Source organism: Microcoleus sp. PH2017_09_SFU_O_A, assembly GCF_020738625.1.
Classification (GTDB): domain Bacteria; phylum Cyanobacteriota; class Cyanobacteriia; order Cyanobacteriales; family Microcoleaceae; genus Microcoleus.
The window spans coordinates 1-17088 of sequence record NZ_JAEQCF010000106.1 but is presented as its reverse complement, the minus strand read 5'-3'; the positions used below and the strand labels follow the sequence as shown (position 1 = coordinate 17088).

The following is a 17088-nucleotide window of genomic DNA, read 5'->3' as shown; positions in this document are numbered from 1 at the left end:
GCCCCCGGAGTCTTGGGCAACGACAGCGACCCCAACAGCGATCCGTTGACTGCCAAACTGGTAACATTACCCAAAAACGGCAAGGTCAATTTCAACGCTAACGGTTCCTTTAGCTATACTCCCAATCCGGGTTTTGTCGGCTTGGAGGAATTTAGCTACAACATCAGTGACGGGGCATCCACCTCTGCGGAGACTCCGGTAAAGATCAATGTCACCAATCAGCCACCGCAGGCAAATAGCGACAGCTACACCATTCCCCGCGACAAGACACTCAATATTTCAGCCCCTGGACTCTTGGCTAATGACATCGACTCCGACGGCGACTTTCTAACCGCCAAACTTGATGCAGCCCCCAACAACGGCAAGGTAAATTTCAAGGCTGACGGTTCCTTCAGCTATACTCCCAATCAAGGTTTTGTTGGTACAGACAAGTTCAGTTACAACATTTCTGACGGGGTATTAACGTCTGCTTCGGTGCCGGTCAATATCAATATCATCAACCGATCGCCGATCGCCAATCCAGACAGTTACAGTACATTGGATAGCAGTGTTCTCAACGTGGATGCGATCGCGGGCGTCTTGGCCAATGACATCGATCCGGATGGCAACCCGCTGACAGCCGCCCCGGTTGCTTTGCCCAACAAAGGCAATCTCATATTAAATAAAAACGGCTCTTTTACTTATACTCCCAATACTGGCTTCTCGGGAACAGACAGCTTTACATACAACCTTAATGACGGAATCCTTGAGTCTTCGCCCGTTGCGGTGAACATTAGCGTCAAGAGTGCAGGCGCGTTTAATTTCAGTACCGCTAACTACACTGCCAGGGAAAACGGTACTGCTGCCACAATTACTGTCATTCGCACAAATACTGATGTTGCTGCTGATGTGAGTTACAGTACGTCGAACGGCACTGCTAATGCTGGCAACGACTATAATTCTGCATCGGGTAGGCTGAATTTTGCGATCGGCGAAACTCAGAAAACTTTTACTGTACCAATTATTGACGACTCCTTAGTAGAAGGCGATGAAACTGTTAATCTCAGCTTGAGTTTGCCTAGCAATGGTGCGATTTTGGGAACGAATTCTACTGCTATTTTGACTATTTTAGATTATACTCCGACGCCAACTCCCATTCCGACTCCCATTCCGACGCCAACTCCGACGCCAACTCCGATCGCAATTCCGACTCCCACGCCAGCGGAAACTCCAACTCCGACGCCGATCGCAATTCCGACTCCGACGCCAGCGGAAACTCCGACTCCGACGCCAACTCCGATCGCAATTCCGACTCCTACACCAGCGGAAACTCCGACTCCTACACCAGCGGAAACTCCGACTCCGACGCCAACTCCGATCGCAATTCCGACTCCGACGCCTACACCAGCGGAAACTCCGACTCCCACGCCAGCGGAAACTCCGACTCCCACGCCGATCGCAATTCCCACTCCGACGCCGATCGCACCCATTCGCACGCCGATCGCAATTCCGACTCCGACGCCAGCGGAAACTCCCACACCGACACCAACGCCTGGAGAAATGCCGATCGTTCCCATCGCACCTCTACCAACCGAAACCCCAACACCTGCGGTAATTTTTACTGCTGTTGAAGACTGTATGTGCGATCGAATCAATTTACCCGATCGCACAGCCATGGACGGCCCCAACATCACTGCAAACACCCTCAACGGTACAGACGGTAAAGATACTCTCACCGGCAGCGATATTAATGACAGCATCAACGGTTTTAGCGGCAACGACTTGCTAATAGGCTTATTCGGCAGAGACAATATTTACGGCGGCCTTCCTAGTCCAGTTGCTGTGGGCGCGGATGCAGACAGCGACACGATTTTTGGCAACGAAGATAACGACTACATTGTCGGGGAGGCTGGGAATGATGTTATTTATGCGGGCAAAGATGACGATCGGGCGATCGCAGGCAAAGATGATGACATAGTGTGGGGCGACAAAGGCAACGATACCTTGTTTGGCGATCGAGGTAATGACAGTTTATTTGGTGGCACTTCTGACTCATCTGATGGCGATTTAACAGGAAAAGATTTGCTGTTTGGGGATAAGGGCAACGACCTTTTATACGGGCAAGAAAGCGAAGATACTCTTGTTGGTGGCGATGGCAATGACACCATCCACGGCGGCAAAGATAACGATCTAATTTGCGGCGAATCCGGCAACGATTTGCTGTTTGGAGATTTGGGAAGTGACACCATCTGCGGTGGCGACGGCGACGATACAATTTTCGGAGATATTGACAATATTCCGAAAAATGGTAGCAGTCAAAAAGATTATTTGTGTGGCGGTAGTGGCAACGATCTAATTTTTGGTGATGAAGATGCGGATAAATTGTGCGGCGGTGAGGGTAAGGATACTCTTTATGGTGGCAAGGGTAATGATACTTTGATGGGGGGAAGTGGCGACGATTGGTTGATTGGAGATTTAGGAAAAGATACGCTGCAAGGGGGAAGCGGGCGCGATTACTTTTTGTTGACTGCGGGAGAAAGTGGCGATGTAATAGCTGATTTTAGGCAAGGTGAGGATTTATTGGTTTTGACGGGAGGCTTAAATGTCGATCGACTCAGCATAGTTCAAGATGGCGGTGCAACCTTAATCAAAATTGCCAACACAGATAAAATCTTAGCGACTCTCAACGGCGTGCAAGCTAATTTCATCACCCAACAAGATTTTAGAGTAATTGAGTTGGGTTTGTAGATTGAAGATAGCCGTTGAAACCGCTTCGAGGGTGCAAAATCGAATTTGCTGACGCTTGGGGGCGATCGGCATTCCGACAACCGCAAGCTAAACTAAAAGCAACCCCTGATTCACCCCAATTTAGCTATGCCTAGATGGTTCAATACCGCCGGCCCCTGCCGCGCTGATATCCACTATATGCTGTCTGCAACCAGTCGCGTCCCCAACCTAGAACGACTGATAGCCCAGGAAAACTATTTCGTCATCCACGCACCCCGACAAATCGGCAAAACCACTGCCATGTTGTCTTTAGCCAAACAACTCACTGAAAGCGGACAATATACCGCTGTCATGCTGTCAGTTGAAGTGGGCGCACCTTTCAGTCAAGATATTCCTGGTGCTGAAGATGCTATTCTCGGTGCTTGGAGGCGAGCACTTTCTATCAGATTACCCCAAGAGTTACAACCTATAGCTTGGTCTTCATTAGAAGCCGGACACCGCATCGGCGATGCACTCAGTCTTTGGGCTGAATCTTCCCCTCGTCCTTTAGTTATTTTGATTGATGAAATTGATGCCTTACAAGACCTTGCTTTAATCTCTATTCTACGTCAATTACGCGATGGTTATCCCAATCGTCCAAACGCTTTTCCTCAATCAGTTGGTTTAATTGGTTTGCGAGATGTGAGAGATTATAAAGTGGCGGCAGGTGGCAGTGACAGGCTCAATACTTCTAGTCCATTTAATATTAAAGTTCGTTCCCTCACTATGCGGAATTTTAATGCTGCTGAAGTGGTAGAACTCTACAATCAACATACAGAAGATACCGGACAAGTTTTTACAACAGAAGCCTCAGCTTTAGCTTTTGAATTGACTCAGGGACAACCTTGGTTAGTGAATGCGTTAGCTAAAGAAATTGTAGAAGAGTTAGTCACTGATGAATCAATAGAAATTACAGCAGAGCATATTTTAACCGCTAAAGAGATTCTGATTAAACGACAAGATACGCATTTAGATAGTTTAGCAGAAAAACTCAGAGAAAACCGAGTCAAAGCCATTATCGAACCGATTTTAGCCGGACGAGAATTGCCCGAATCTTCCAATGACGATCGCCAATATTTGGTAGACTTGGGTTTACTCAGACGCGATCCGGCTGGGGGGCTAGTCATCGCCAATCCGATTTATCGAGAAGTTTTACCGCGAGTTTTAGCCCAAGGCCCCCAAGATAGTTTACCGATTATCAGTCCCAGTTGGTTGGGCGCCAACGGAGAATTAAACACAGATGCCCTTCTCAAGGCCTTTCTCGCCTTTTGGCTGCAACATGGCGAACCGTTGCTCAAAAGTGCATCTTATCCCGAAATTGCGCCACATTTGGTGTTGATGGCGTTTCTGCATCGGGTGATTAACGGTGGGGGAACGTTAGAGAGAGAATATGCGATCGGGCGCGATCGCATGGATCTGTGTTTGCGCTATGGTGAGGTGACATTGGGAATTGAACTGAAGGTGTGGCGGAATAGGAAAGTCGATCCTTTGAGTAAAGGTTTGGAACAGTTGGATGGGTATTTAGCTAGATTGGGACAAGATAAAGGTTGGTTGGTAATCTTCGATCGCAGAGACAATGCACTAGAATTGGAAGAACGGCTGAAAACTGAAATTCATGCTAGTCCATTGAACCGGGAGATTACAGTTATTCGTGCGTGATGATTTCTTCTGCAAGTTTAGAGAGTTATAAAATGTTCAAAAAACTTTATGGTAACAGAAAATTGTCTAAGCTTGCGAAAGGTATGTTGTTGGGCTTTAGCCCTCTTAGAGTAGTGATTATAGTGATTATATAGCAATACAGTTGACTTAGGAATGAGAATTAAATAACTTACAATTTGATGGTTTTTGTGGGATGGGCGGGAGAGCCCGTCCTTTATGAACGGGCTCTCCCGCCCATTCCACTTTCCTTGTATAAATTATTTAATTTGCGATCCTTAAGAAAAATCTGACTTGCCAAAAATGCCTGTATTGGCAGAAAATCGTCATATAAAATTATTCAAAAAGCGTTAAATAAACCGTATTAGATTATATAGTAAGCGAGGTCGCATCAAAAACTCCATTTACAATCATACCTCATGTTTATGATAAATGCTATAGCCTTTATCATAAAGGTGAGGCATGACTGATAGCTTATAGAACCTCTTAAATCCCGAGGGCTAAAGCCCAACAACGTACCTAATTTTATCGCACCAATGCCCTATTTAAAACCAGTCAACACCCCATAAATTGCCCAAATCGCCATCGCCCGCAAATAGTGACTCGCCCGAAAAGTCCCCCCAGCCGTAATCGCTTCCGGCGTCCGAAACTGCAACCCATTCTCATAAATCTGCTTCACCACCACATCCGTCAACTTAAACGCCTTATCCTCCATTCCCATCTGTACCAAAAAAGCCGCCAACCCAAAATTAATCCCCGTCCAAACTTCCAAAGGATGAGTCGCATTCGGATTTTCCGGGGAACCGTTCAGCATCACCCCATTCGCCGCGCCGAACTCACCATCATTGAACTTTAAAAAACAAGATTCATACACAGTTTCTAAAGCGCTGACTGCACATTCAGACGGCACAATATCCGGCAATCCCAACAGTTTTGCGTAAAATTGACCGCACAATTGGTCGGCCATCACCACTTCCGAATTACTCTCGCTGTCCAAACGGTAATATTGACCGTTCCACAGTTTTTCTTGATAGCTAGGTCTTGCTTGTAACAGCCAACTGTGATATAATGCAATCTTCTCTTGCGGATTCGGAAGTATATCCGGTGCTGCATCTTCTAAGATTTCGCCGATCGCGATCGCACTTTCCAGCGCCGCCAACCACAAACCGCCGCAATACGCACTAATCCCCCGCATTTGCCAATCATCAAACGTCTGATCCGGCGCACCCGAATTCTCAGGAATGCCATCCCCATCCTCATCAAAAGTTTTCAGATAAGCCAAAGCCTCAACAATCGCCGGCCAACACTCTTGCAAAAACTCACAATCTGTGCCACCAGTCAACAGGAAATCCCGATAAACCTGCAACACAAAATCGCAAGGTAAATCCTTCCACAAATTGCAATCTTGATAGCTAGTATAATTCGTTTTTTCCCAAGGATGTTCGTTGGGAGCACCCAAATCGTGCGGCGTCGCACCGACAGCTTTTCTAATCGCCGCAGCTTGATTCCAACCAATAACTCGCGGAGTATCGTCACCCGCAGAAATTGCCCTAGCAAAGGCAATCATGACAGACTTTTCTAATTCAGGCCACAGCATCAATAAAGCAAAAGAACCGTAAAGCCGCACGTCCAAACTTTCGTACCAGCGGTAATCAATACACTCCAAAACCCCAAATTGACCCTTCGGATCGCGTTCATCTGCTGCACTCCAGAGACTACCGCCCTGAGTTAAAATGTACAATTCATTAAACAGCGCCATTTTAAAACTATCTGACAAATCAGTCCGTTCTAAAATCGGTTTTTGCCAAGCTTCAATATTTTCGCGCCAAGTATCCGAATGCTTCATCGCCGTGCGAATAATCGGCCAGACATTTTTGCCATTGCGCCCGAAGAAATCGGTATAACGGCGGTAGTAAGAAACTCCCGATGCAAATTCAGTAACGGGCAAATCCCAAGCTATGATAAAGGGGATTTTGCGAGTTTTTCCTGGTCTAACTGTAAACCGAACTGCGATCGCACAAGCTAACTGTTCTCCTGGGGCGGCGGCTGTCTCGTCTCTGTCATCCAACAAGAAACCTTGTTGAGAAAAGTGCCGCCAAATATCCTCGCCGTCCCCTGCGGGATTCCAGCGAGTTTGATAGAATACTTCTACCGCCGGATTGGTAATAGTTGCGATCGCCCATTGTCCATCTCCTTCTTGTGGCCGATCGTCAGCAGTCAGCCGCGTCATCACGCAACCAAAACGGTGAAAATCTTCCACCAACAAATTCATATTTCCGCCACTTTCTCCCCACCGGGGTTTATAGTCATAAAATGGACTGCCATCATCTCGCACCTTCACGGGAACCCCCCCGTACCCCCCCTTACTAAGGGGGGGCTGGGGGGGTACAGCATTAGTAAACCAGCCGACAATATTCTCCCAAGTTAACATGATGCTGAGAGTAATCGGCGCATCTGTTGGATTGTGCGCTACCCATTCAAACATGGCAACTGGGTAACTGCTTTCTTGATAATTGTTCGGCAATATTGGAGAAAATTGCTCGCAGCTTAATTGAGCTTCAAACACATTTTCGTAAACATACCAACTGCGCGGATATAAAGCATGATAACTACCAGAATTATACTTGCATCCCGTTACTTCTTCTTGCTCTTCTCTTCTTCCTTCTTCCTTCTTACTTCTTCCTTCAGAAGGATACCATTGCCAACTAGATAAACTCCCATCTGTAGGCGGTTCGGTTGACAGTGCATAGGCTTGTTTTTTGCCTTTTGTTTCTTCAAATATACTGAACTGACAAGCTGGTAAACTGCGAAAAATGTGCTCGCCGCCGTCGATGTGCCAAAGGTTGAAGTCGCCGCGGGGCGATCGCCCGATGCAGCCTGCACCGAAGCCACCCAGAGGCATTCCGTGCCAGGGCCCGTCGTCGAGATTGCTTGCGTAGCGGACTGTATAGGGATTGTCCCAACCGAGGCCGATGGCGCGTTTCCAGGTGTGTGGAGGAATGTTTGAATTGGATGTGCGATCGTTCATGATTTGATTTTGGTGGCAAGGGCGATCGGTGCAAGTGTCGCAGAGCCTTAATAGTATATAATTGAAATTAACAGTTTACCCTACTGCGGAACAAGTCAGATGAGTCGAGCCATAAATTTTCAAACTGTTTCTTGGTTTTGGGATCTCTACACAAGAGGTCTACTTGACCTTGAGCCACCTTATCAAAGACGCAGTGTTTGGAATCAAGAATATAAAGACTTTTTCATTGATACTGTACTTAATGGATATCCTGCCCCTGCTATCTTTTTGTATCAAGAAATCACATCTGAAGGCAGATCTAAGTATAGTGTTGTTGATGGCAAACAAAGGTTATCTACTTTATTTGAGTTTGCTGAGAATAAATTTCCGGTAAGTGAACAAGCAACTTTGACAAGACTGACAGGTAAATCTTTCAAAGACTTAGAAAACGAAGTCAAGCAAAATTTTTGGAAATATCAGTTTGCTGTTGAATATGTCCCATCCGACGATGAACGAATCATCAATGATATATTTAACCGAATCAACCGTAATGTGATCAAGTTAACACGTCAAGAACTGCGTCATGCAAAGTTCAATGGCGGATTTATCACTACTGTAGAAGATTTAACTGACTGGATAGCTGCAATTCTCCCACCAAGCTTTCCCTTAATTCCTGCAAAAGACAAAAAACAAATGAAAGATGTAGAGTTTGTGACTCTACTTTTATTGTTTCTAGAAGAAGGAGTTAAGTCTTATCGTCAGGATGATTTGGATAAAGCTTTTAACGATCGAGATTTAGCTTGGGAGGAGCAAGATGAAATAGCATCTGAATTTAAACAAGTTATAGAATTAATAAAAGACTTGTTAGATGTTTCGCCTAAAGATATAAATTTATGCAAAACAAAACTCAAAAATCAAGCTGACTTTTATTCATTTTTTGGCGCGATCGCAGAATTAAAGCGTGAAAAATCATTAAATATAACAGCCGATGTCTGCCAGAGAATTTACGAATTGATGGAATTAGTAAAATCTCCTGAATTAGCAATAAAAACTCAAGAAGCTCAAGCTTATTATGAGGCAATCACAACTTCATTGGGTTCATCAGGAATTGAAAAAACTAAAACTAGAATTAATATCTTAAAATTATTGATTTCAGGAAATACTAATTTGTAATCAATCTGTAAAATATCGAATTTATGATTTATCCTTCTATTTTAGACCGCCAATATGAACAATATCTTCCCTTCGTCCAAGAGGTTGCAAAGCTAGTAAAAGAAACAATGCTAAATTTTTGTGACAACAAGGGATATGCACTGACTTCTAGAATTAAAACTATTGAATCTTTAGCAGAAAAAATTGAGACAGGTAGATTTGAAAAATGGTCAAAACTAGATGACTTATTTGGTTGTACAGTCATTATCCCAAATTTATCACAAGAAAAAGAGGTAATTAAATTTTGTCAAGATACTTTTCAGGTTACTCAAACAGTCAAAAGAGGACAGAATAAAAAATCTCCCGATACTTTTAAATTTGATTCAACTAGAATTTATGCCCGCTTAAAAAGTGTAGATGATAGCAATATCGATAATTTTTTGAGTATTTTTAATGTCATCTTTGAAATTCAAATAAAAAGTGCTTTTGAACACGCATGGGCAGTTTCAACCCACGATCTAGTTTATAAAGGTTCGGAAATTGACTGGAAGAAACTCCGTTTAGCAGCACAAATAAAAGCGATTGTTGAACAGCTAGATACAATGATTCTGGCATTTGAACAAATATCTCCTGCTATACAAGAAAGTGAGGATCCTGAAACAAAAAAAAAGCGTCAACTAGCTATTGCTACTCAAGAACTATTCCAGCGAGAAAAAATTCCCGAAGAACTTAAGCCCAAAGATATGACCCGTTTTTGCGATAATTTATATGGTATTCTTGTCAGGGCTGGAAAAGTGGATAAAGTTCAAGAGGTTATTAAGTGTATTACAAAAAAAATTAATTCAACTCCCAGCAAGCAAATTCCCAGAAGTATCTCCCTATTACAGTATTTTTTGGCGATTTTAGTAGAAGCAGAAATTATTATTTTGCCTTTAGATAACTATTATTTTCATATAACATCAGAATTGCTTACGCTTTATCCAATTTTTCAGAACAACGTTGATTTGATTTTTGAATACGATCTTTGATAATTTTAACACAAACCCGATCGCCTAACGGGGCAAAATATCATCTAATCGAAGTTGCAAACTCTTTAACAGAGGAGAAATAATCCGTTCACCCATGCGAAATTGTTGTTTGGCATAATCTTGATCGATTAGTTGACAAACGGTGACAGTAGGTTGTTTCGGTTTACCGATAAAAGCCACGCCTCCCAATCCGCGATAATCAACAATCCAATATTCTGGAATTCCTAAAAGAGCATATTCTTCAACTTTTCGGGCATAATCTGTTTCCCAGTTAGTGCTGACGACTTCTACTGCCAATTTAATCGATCGCCCCAGGGTAATCACAGGTTCTCTTTCCCAGAGGGGTTCGCTGACAAGGGCAGTTTCATCTAACACTACAATATCGGGACGGCGGGCAGTAGCTGCGTCGGAAAATGGACGGATCAAACAAGTGCGGGGAATGAACCAAGGTAGTTTTTCTGCTGCGATCGCAATTACTATTTGAGCTACCAGTTTACCACTGACGGTTTCGTGGGGGCCTGTGGGTGACCTGTCAACTAATTCTCCGTCAGCAAGTTCGTAGCGGGGGTTGTCACAGTATCGATCGACAAATGCTTCAAAGGTGAGGATTTTTTGCGCGGTGTAAGCCATTGGAAACTAATAGTTTTTTGCTTAAAATCTTATTCTATCAACTAACCAAATCCCAAATCAGAACCTTTCCCCGCGTGCACCAAAGCCAACTTTTCGTAACGCTTAGCGTGTTCCACTAACTGGGCAGATTCCTCTTCAGACAAGTCTCGCAGCCGCTTGGCAGGCACTCCAGTCACTAGCGTATGAGGGGGAACGTCCTTCGTGACAACCGCCCCTGCACCGACGATCGAGCCTGTGCCGACTCTCACTCCATCCAGGACGATCGCCCCAATCCCGATCAAACAGCCCCGTTCAATGTAAGCTGAATGAATGACCGCTCGATGTCCTACTGTCACAAAATCTTCTAAAACAGTCGGTTTCCCCGGATCGCCGTGTAGAATTGCTCCATCTTGGATATTGGTACTTTTGCCGATCGCAATTCGTTCTACATCCCCCCGCACCACCGCCCCGTACCAGATACTAGCGCCCGCAGCCACCTCTACCCTGCCGATGACAACAGCGCCCTCAGCGACAAAAGCAGCTTCGGAGAGATCCGGCAATGGCCAATAGGCAGGAAGTGCAAGCAGAGGTTCGTTGAGATTGCTCATCTTTTTGGTCGATCGTGATACTTCTAGCAGATTAGCTGGTTGTTGATACGGGATATAATAAGACTATTTGCCACTTTTGCAGATAAATATGCTGGGACGCAATAAATGATTGAAGTTGCCTTGCAATACCCGATGTTTGGCCCGGAAATTCAGTGTCCACACTGTCGCCAAACAATTCCGGCTTTAACACTCACGGATACCTATTTGTGTCCGCGTCACGGGGCATTTGAGGCAGATCCAAAAACGGGGGAACTGGTTCACCTTCAGTCTGGGCGACACTGGCGCCGCTGGGAGGATGAATGGTATCGCCAGCACACTCACCCTGACGGAATTCGGTTTGAAATTCACGAAGCGCTCGATCGACTTTATACTCAAGGGTACCGAGCAACTCGCGTCATCGTTGCCCAACGTTATCGAGACTTAATCAGCGCTTATTTGGAACGCAGCACGCCTTGGCGGGGCCAGCCGGATTCGCCACGCCCGAGGCTGTACGGTTTACCTGTGGATTTTAGCCCCGATCCCCAAGAGGAACCTTGCTGGGAAGTGATTAATTTTGATTTGGAAAAAGAGCCGGGAGTTCCAATTAGATATCCCTATTTTCGATTGTTTGAATAGTCCGTTGTCCGTTGTCCGTTGTCCGTTGTCCGTTGGCAGTAGTTATTAGTTTATTAATTTCTTAGTAGTAGGTGACAAATAACATAGGATAAATAATAAGTGCCAACTACCAATTGACAACTACCAATTGACAACTGCCAACTATCAACTGCCAACTATCAACTATCAACTGTCAACTATCAACTGTCAACTGCCAAATGCACCACGCCTCGATTCGCACTGCTAACATTCATCGGGCGATCGCCTTTTACGAACAGTTAGGCTTTACTGTGAGCGATCGCTTTACCACAGGTTACACCCTAGCCTGTTGGATGGAAGGTCTCAACGGACGCATCGAACTCATCCAAATTCCGGAACCAAAACCCGCACCGGATGCTTTCGGTGACGAGCATTATGTTGGATATTATCATTTATCTTTCGATTTGACTGAGGCGACAACTGATTTGCCGAGTTGGTTGCAGTCTCTCAAACAGCGGTTTGAGGAAGCAGCTAAAGACGAACCAAATCAGTTTCAAGCTTTGAAAGTTTTATTAGAACCGACTCAACAGGCGATCGGGCAAAATGTTTATGAAGTAGCTTTTATTGCTGATACCGACGATTTGCCCTTAGAGTTTATCCGGCGTCTTAATTCTATCAATTCTGAAAAGTAGGAAAACGGCATTGCCGTGTCCGACCCAGGAGTTAGGACTTTTAACTTTGTTTGATAGCATCATTCAATCGTAGATATTAGATGCAACAAAGCACGAGCCATTAATATCATGTCCTGTCAATTAGCATCACAAAAACCGTTCGTAGTGCGGACTGAAGTCCGCTATACGGCTGCGGACTGATATCAAATCCGGTAGCATCGGAATAATATATTTGAATTATGTAGTGCGAGCGTCTCGCTCGCGATCTATGTCGCGAGCGAGACGCTCGCACTATATAATTCCGATGCACCCGGAAACGATATGAAGTCCGCACTACGAACCAATCTTACTGGCTGCGGACTGAAGTCCGCACTACGAACTAATCTTACAGTGATTAATCGATGCAATCAATTCTTGACAAAACAAAACCCGCCGGTGCGGGTTTCATCTTAAAACTAATTGTTATTGTCTGACGGTGTTCAACTACTTTTTAGGAGCAAGAGCCTCATTACCAACAGTGGGACGTACCGATGCAGCGCTAGTTTTCAAAAGTGCGATCGCCTGCGCGTAGCAAGGATCGTCCTTCGTCGCAACCAACGTCGGTTTATTAGCTAATTTCAGCTTTTGTTCGTCGCTAACTTCCACCTTGACATCGGGAGTAACGCCCTTGTGACTGATATCCGTACCGTTGGGAGTATAGTAGTGGGCGATCGTCACCGCCAATCCCGAACCGTCAGACAAAGGATGCGTAGACTGCACCAAAGCTTTGCCAAAAGTTTGGCCGCCCATCACAGTGGCGCGCTTGTTGTCCTTCAGCGCACCGGCCAAAATCTCGCTGGCGCTGGCCGAGTTGTTGTCCACCAACACCACCAAAGGCTTGTTAGTGATTGCAGTGCGGTTGGCCCGCATTTCCTGAGAATCTCCCGCACGATAGACTGTACGGACGATCGCCCCAGAATCCATCCACATCTGCGCGATATCAATGCTCACCGACAGCAACCCGCCGGGATTACCCCGCAAATCCAACACAAAAGCGTCAGCTTTCTGCTCCGAGAGATTTTTAATCGCCCGCTGCATTTGTTCGCCCGCGTGGGAGCTAAACTCTTGCAAGCGGATATAACCGACATTCTTGTCAGCTTCCTTCTTAAGGCTGTAGCGAACCGCTGCTACCTCAATTTTCGCCCTAGTCAGAGTAATATCAAACTCGCTTTTGCCCTGACGAGCAATCCGCAGCGTGACTTTCGTGCCTTCGGCACCCCGAATTATTTGAGCCGCATCCGCGACAGTCATACCTTTGGTAGGTTTGCCGTCAATCACCAAAATCGTATCGCCAGCTTGAATCCCTGCCTTCAGGGCTGGGGAATTTTCCATCGGCTCAACTACCGTGATCGCTTTCGTTTTCTCGTCTTCTTCGAGCCTCATCCCCACCCCTGTCAGTTCCCCGGAGATTTGACTCTTCAGCGCTTCGTACTGTTTCGGATCCATGAAGCGGGTGTAGGGGTCTTTTAATTTTTCTAGGGCATTGCGGAGGGCAGTGTAGGCAGCTTCGCGAGAAGTATAATTTTTGCTGAGCAATTCTTGGCGGGTAACTTGCCAGTCAGTCTTGTTAAAGGTTGGATCGACATAATCTCGGTTCACAATTTGCCAAGCTTCGTCTAAGACAGCTTTGGGGCTATCTTGAAGTTCGGCGCGGACTGACTGACTCAGACTGGGAACGAGTAAAGATATCGAAGCGGTTGTTGCCATCGCCCCAGTGAACAGGGCTGCCTGTAACTTAGAAAAGCGTCTGCGGGCTTGATTCATTGAATTTTGGCTCAATTCTATTTTTGATTGTTGATTTGAGATTTAAAATTGCTAAAAAATCTCAAACTACCACTTAAACTATGTTGTGGAGGCCATAGCATCCCTTTGGATAGTTTAACCAGCTTTATAGTCGATCGCCAACCAATCATTACTCTATTTTAATAAACTTAATTTAAAACTTGGATTTAAATGTCTCATGGAAACTAAAATCGAAAATTTTTCGCGTAAGTGGTTGAGTCTGCTCGTTAATGGAGTTATCGGTGCAGCAGCGCTGGCTGGAGTCATTACCATGCAGTCGATCGGGCAATTAGGCGGAATGACCCCAGTTAGCGTTGAGGAGCAAAAGCCGCTCTCTGCAATATCTGCTGCCACTTTCAAGCAAGCCGCCCAGCAAGAAGCCCAGCAAGAAGCCCTGCGGCTGAAAATGCTCAAAAATTTCCCTAGTTTTGGGTTTGACAATTTAATTGCAGATTGGACATTTCTCAAATTTTTGCAGTATTTTGGCGATGACGAAGCACGAAATGTGACTGGTTACAATCTCAGCAAAGATTATTTTGACATAATTACCCAGCGCGACCCCAAGTGGGCTGACATCTACCTGTTTCTGTCCACAGCCGTTTCTTTTTATCAGGGAAAGCCTGAAACTGCTGTTAAGTTCATCGAGCGTGGTACTAGGGCCCTTGCCGTTTCGCCGCAACTTCATTCCCAATCATGGATAGTGTGGCGAACTAAAGGCCTTGATGAGTTACTGCTATTGGGGGATATTCCCGAGTCAATTCGCTCTCACGAAATGGCTGCTGAGTGGGTGGAAAAAACCCCGGATGGGAAGAAATTGGCGCCGATGTTTCGAGCAACTGCTGAGTTTTTGCGCCGAGATCCAGATAGCGTGCCGGTGCGGTTTAATGCTTGGAGCGCGGTTTATTATCAAACAACTGATAAGTTGGTTCGTCAAAGGGCAAAACAAGCTCTTGTCAAGTTGGGAGCTCGGGTGCAAAAAGATCGGGATGGAAAGGAAAGTTTTATTTTGCCTCCCAAAAATTAGAGTGCACAATGCACGCTCCCGATCCTGTTCTGTGCAAATCTTAAAATAGTTTGATTTCTGTTTGAGTTATTTCGCGCCATTCACCGGGTTTGAGGCTTTCCAGACGCAAATGCCCGATCGCGCTTCTCACCAGCCGCAGCGTCGGAAACCCCACTGCTGCCGTCATCCGGCGCACTTGGCGGTTGCGGCCTTCGGTGAGAGTCATTTCCAGCCAAGCTGTCGGAATGTGTTTGCGAAATCGAATCGGGGGCTCGCGGGGCGGCAATTCGGGTTCTGCGGACAATAATTGCACTTTTGCCGATCGAGTCCGATAATCTTGAATGGTGACACCAGTTTGCAAACGGGCGATCGCGCCTGCATCGGGAACCCCTTCGACTTGCACCAAGTAAGTGCGGGGGTGAGCGAATTTCGGATCGCTGAGGCGGTGCTGCATTTGTCCGTCATCGGTTAACAGTAGCAAACCTTCGCTATCGCGATCGAGCCTGCCGACGGCATAAACATCAGGAATCGAAATAAAATCTTTAAGAGTGCTGCGTTTAGTTTCCCCTGAATTGTCAGTGAATTGAGTTAAAACATCGTAAGGTTTGTAAAATAAAATGTATCGATATGGCATAATAAATTAAATTAAAGATTAAAAAACTCCAATGATCGAGATAATTTTAACATTAAGTAGATTCGGATGAACTAACATTCTGCGCCAAAGCAATCATTTATTTATGTGCCGGTTCGCGTGCATACAAAAACATTGAATTCTTGTGAAACAGGCATCCTGCCTGTTCTTGAAAGTAGTCAAAATGCGAGCATCAATAAACTTAACTATATTTTACCACAAAGAATTGGTTTAAAGCCGGAACCCTTGTAGGTAGAAATTAAAAGAAGACTATTCATTACTCCAATCCTCGGACTGCCAGGTAGAGTTCGCCCTCATCTGTCAACTGTCAACTGTCAACTGTCAACTGAATGAATATGCCCGAAGCCACACACCGCGTTTGCATAGTCCTAGGAACTCGCCCGGAAGCGATTAAACTAGCCCCAGTAATTCAACTGTTCAAAAAATCGCCAAACTTTGACACCCAAGTAATTTTAACCGGTCAGCACCGAGAAATGGTCGAGCAAGTGATGCAGATGTTCGACCTGAAAGCCGATCGAGATTTAGCCATTATGCAGCACCAGCAAAGCTTGACAGATATCACTTCCCGGAGTTTGCATGGTTTGGAAGCCTTGTTTAAAGAGTTGCAGCCAGAAATCGTCTTAGTACAGGGAGATACAACGACAGCCTTTGCCGCTGCCTTGGCTGCATTCTACCAAAAAATACCCGTAGGTCACGTAGAAGCCGGATTGCGGACTGACGACGTGTTCAATCCCTATCCCGAAGAAGCTAATCGGCGGTTGATTTCGCAGCTCACACGGCTGCATTTTGCCCCAACAGCGCTGGCTGCGGAGAATTTAGTGCGATCGGGCGTTTTGGGAGAAATTCACCGTACAGGCAACACAGTCATCGACGCTTTGCTATCTGTCGCCAAACGCGAACCCGAATGCAACATTCCCAACTTAGATTGGAGCCAACATCGCACCATTTTAGCAACAGTACACCGCCGCGAAAATTGGGGCAAACCATTAGCAGGAATTGCCAAGGCATTTATTCAAATCTTAGATAAATTTCCCGACACAGCCTTGCTCTTACCACTACACCGAAATCCCACAGTCCGGGAACCATTAAAAGCTCTATTGGGCGACCATTCAAGAATCTTTTTAACAGAACCATTAGATTACGCAGAATTAGTAGGAGCGATGCAGAGAAGTCATTTAATCTTGACAGATTCAGGCGGATTGCAAGAAGAAGCACCGAGTTTGGGTAAGCCAGTTTTAGTATTGCGAGAAACCACAGAAAGGCCAGAAGCAGTTTCCGCAGGCACTGCTAAACTTGTCGGTACAAATTCTGATACAATTACAGCAAAAGCCGCAGAATTGCTGAGTGATTCTAAAGCTTACGACGCGATGGCAATGGCAATTAATCCCTTTGGCGACGGCTTAGCCTCCTCCCGAATTTTGAAAATAGTTACAGACTACTTTTCGGAGTAAAAGTTAATCCTAAAACCCACATTCCGCAGATATTCGATCGGATTTAATTTCAAAAGAATTCAGAATTCTCAAAACCTCAAATAATTGCTCTGCAATCATTTGAGGCTTTTTT

Annotated in this window: 13 protein-coding genes; 8 read left to right on the top strand and 5 right to left on the bottom strand. The window is 45.4% G+C overall.

The window, feature by feature from the left end; all coding sequences use genetic code 11:
- Together JGK16_RS29130 and JGK16_RS29125 are read left to right on the top strand one after the other, a co-directional pair.
- Window positions 1-2727 (top strand): Ig-like domain-containing protein (locus JGK16_RS29130; RefSeq protein WP_293178606.1); only part of this gene is annotated, 2727 nt, incomplete at its 5' end.
- A gap of 126 nt (window positions 2728-2853) precedes the next feature.
- A complete protein-coding gene (locus tag JGK16_RS29125) occupies window positions 2854-4404 on the top strand; it encodes an ATP-binding protein (RefSeq protein WP_293193460.1) in 1551 nt (516 codons plus the stop codon).
- Window positions 4405-4942: 538 nt separating this feature from the next.
- On the opposite strand, the gene JGK16_RS29120 is transcribed toward JGK16_RS29125, so the two are convergent.
- On the bottom strand, window positions 4943-7429 hold the full coding sequence (locus JGK16_RS29120) for a GH116 family glycosyl hydrolase (RefSeq protein ID WP_293193461.1): 2487 nt from the start codon (window positions 7427-7429) through the stop codon (window positions 4943-4945).
- A 99-nt stretch (window positions 7430-7528) separates the two neighbouring features.
- Here JGK16_RS29120 and JGK16_RS29115 point away from each other — a divergent pair, with 99 nt between their 5' ends.
- Together JGK16_RS29115 and JGK16_RS29110 are read left to right on the top strand one after the other, a co-directional pair.
- A complete protein-coding gene (locus tag JGK16_RS29115; RefSeq protein ID WP_293178615.1) occupies window positions 7529-8581 on the top strand; it encodes a DUF262 domain-containing protein in 1053 nt (350 codons plus the stop codon).
- A gap of 23 nt (window positions 8582-8604) precedes the next feature.
- On the top strand, window positions 8605-9588 hold the full coding sequence (locus JGK16_RS29110) for a hypothetical protein (protein WP_293178618.1): 984 nt from the start codon (window positions 8605-8607) through the stop codon (window positions 9586-9588).
- A 24-nt stretch (window positions 9589-9612) separates the two neighbouring features.
- Here the strand turns inward: JGK16_RS29110 and JGK16_RS29105 are convergent, their stop codons facing one another.
- Together JGK16_RS29105 and JGK16_RS29100 are read right to left on the bottom strand one after the other, a co-directional pair.
- Window positions 9613-10218: a Uma2 family endonuclease gene (locus JGK16_RS29105; protein ID WP_293178620.1), complete on the bottom strand. Its 606-nt coding sequence runs from the start codon at window positions 10216-10218 to the stop codon at window positions 9613-9615.
- 41 nt (window positions 10219-10259) lie between these two features.
- On the bottom strand, window positions 10260-10805 hold the full coding sequence (locus tag JGK16_RS29100; RefSeq protein ID WP_293193462.1) for a gamma carbonic anhydrase family protein: 546 nt from the start codon (window positions 10803-10805) through the stop codon (window positions 10260-10262).
- A 105-nt stretch (window positions 10806-10910) separates the two neighbouring features.
- Here JGK16_RS29100 and JGK16_RS29095 point away from each other — a divergent pair, with 105 nt between their 5' ends.
- A complete protein-coding gene (locus JGK16_RS29095) occupies window positions 10911-11420 on the top strand; it encodes a TIGR02652 family protein (RefSeq protein ID WP_293178626.1) in 510 nt (169 codons plus the stop codon).
- A gap of 197 nt (window positions 11421-11617) precedes the next feature.
- Window positions 11618-12070, top strand: coding sequence for a VOC family protein (locus JGK16_RS29090; RefSeq protein WP_293178629.1), 453 nt, complete (start codon window positions 11618-11620; stop codon window positions 12068-12070).
- Window positions 12071-12532: 462 nt separating this feature from the next.
- Here JGK16_RS29090 and ctpB read toward each other — a convergent pair whose 3' ends face one another.
- Window positions 12533-13852, bottom strand: coding sequence for a carboxyl-terminal processing protease CtpB (gene ctpB / locus JGK16_RS29085; protein WP_293178632.1), 1320 nt, complete (start codon window positions 13850-13852; stop codon window positions 12533-12535).
- A gap of 196 nt (window positions 13853-14048) precedes the next feature.
- Here ctpB and JGK16_RS29080 point away from each other — a divergent pair, with 196 nt between their 5' ends.
- Complete coding sequence (locus JGK16_RS29080) at window positions 14049-14894, top strand: hypothetical protein (protein WP_293193463.1); 846 nt, start codon at window positions 14049-14051, stop codon at window positions 14892-14894.
- Between the two features lie 40 nt (window positions 14895-14934).
- Here the strand turns inward: JGK16_RS29080 and JGK16_RS29075 are convergent, their stop codons facing one another.
- Window positions 14935-15507, bottom strand: a complete 573-nt coding sequence (locus JGK16_RS29075; RefSeq protein ID WP_293193464.1) for a pseudouridine synthase — start codon at window positions 15505-15507, stop codon at window positions 14935-14937.
- Window positions 15508-15860: 353 nt separating this feature from the next.
- Here JGK16_RS29075 and wecB point away from each other — a divergent pair, with 353 nt between their 5' ends.
- The gene (wecB, locus tag JGK16_RS29070; protein WP_293193465.1) at window positions 15861-16976 is read left to right on the top strand and encodes a UDP-N-acetylglucosamine 2-epimerase (non-hydrolyzing); all 1116 of its coding nucleotides are present in this window, start codon (window positions 15861-15863) and stop codon (window positions 16974-16976) included.
- Window positions 16977-17088 lie beyond the last annotated feature (112 nt).

Excerpts from the sequence above, each read along its gene's own strand:
- JGK16_RS29110 (WP_293178618.1), top strand. The coding sequence starts at position 8,605 with ATGATTTATCCTTCTATTTTAGACCGCCAATATGAACAATATCTTCCC.
- JGK16_RS29095 (WP_293178626.1), top strand. The coding sequence starts at position 10,911 with ATGATTGAAGTTGCCTTGCAATACCCGATGTTTGGCCCGGAAATTCAG.
- JGK16_RS29090 (WP_293178629.1), top strand. The coding sequence starts at position 11,618 with ATGCACCACGCCTCGATTCGCACTGCTAACATTCATCGGGCGATCGCC.
- JGK16_RS29115 (WP_293178615.1), top strand. The coding sequence starts at position 7,529 with ATGAGTCGAGCCATAAATTTTCAAACTGTTTCTTGGTTTTGGGATCTC.
- JGK16_RS29100 (WP_293193462.1), bottom strand. The coding sequence starts at position 10,805 with ATGAGCAATCTCAACGAACCTCTGCTTGCACTTCCTGCCTATTGGCCA.
- JGK16_RS29125 (WP_293193460.1), top strand. The coding sequence starts at position 2,854 with ATGCCTAGATGGTTCAATACCGCCGGCCCCTGCCGCGCTGATATCCAC.
- ctpB (WP_293178632.1), bottom strand. The coding sequence starts at position 13,852 with ATGAATCAAGCCCGCAGACGCTTTTCTAAGTTACAGGCAGCCCTGTTC.
- JGK16_RS29080 (WP_293193463.1), top strand. The coding sequence starts at position 14,049 with ATGGAAACTAAAATCGAAAATTTTTCGCGTAAGTGGTTGAGTCTGCTC.
- JGK16_RS29120 (WP_293193461.1), bottom strand. The coding sequence starts at position 7,429 with ATGAACGATCGCACATCCAATTCAAACATTCCTCCACACACCTGGAAA.
- JGK16_RS29105 (WP_293178620.1), bottom strand. The coding sequence starts at position 10,218 with ATGGCTTACACCGCGCAAAAAATCCTCACCTTTGAAGCATTTGTCGAT.
- wecB (WP_293193465.1), top strand. The coding sequence starts at position 15,861 with ATGCCCGAAGCCACACACCGCGTTTGCATAGTCCTAGGAACTCGCCCG.
- JGK16_RS29075 (WP_293193464.1), bottom strand. The coding sequence starts at position 15,507 with ATGCCATATCGATACATTTTATTTTACAAACCTTACGATGTTTTAACT.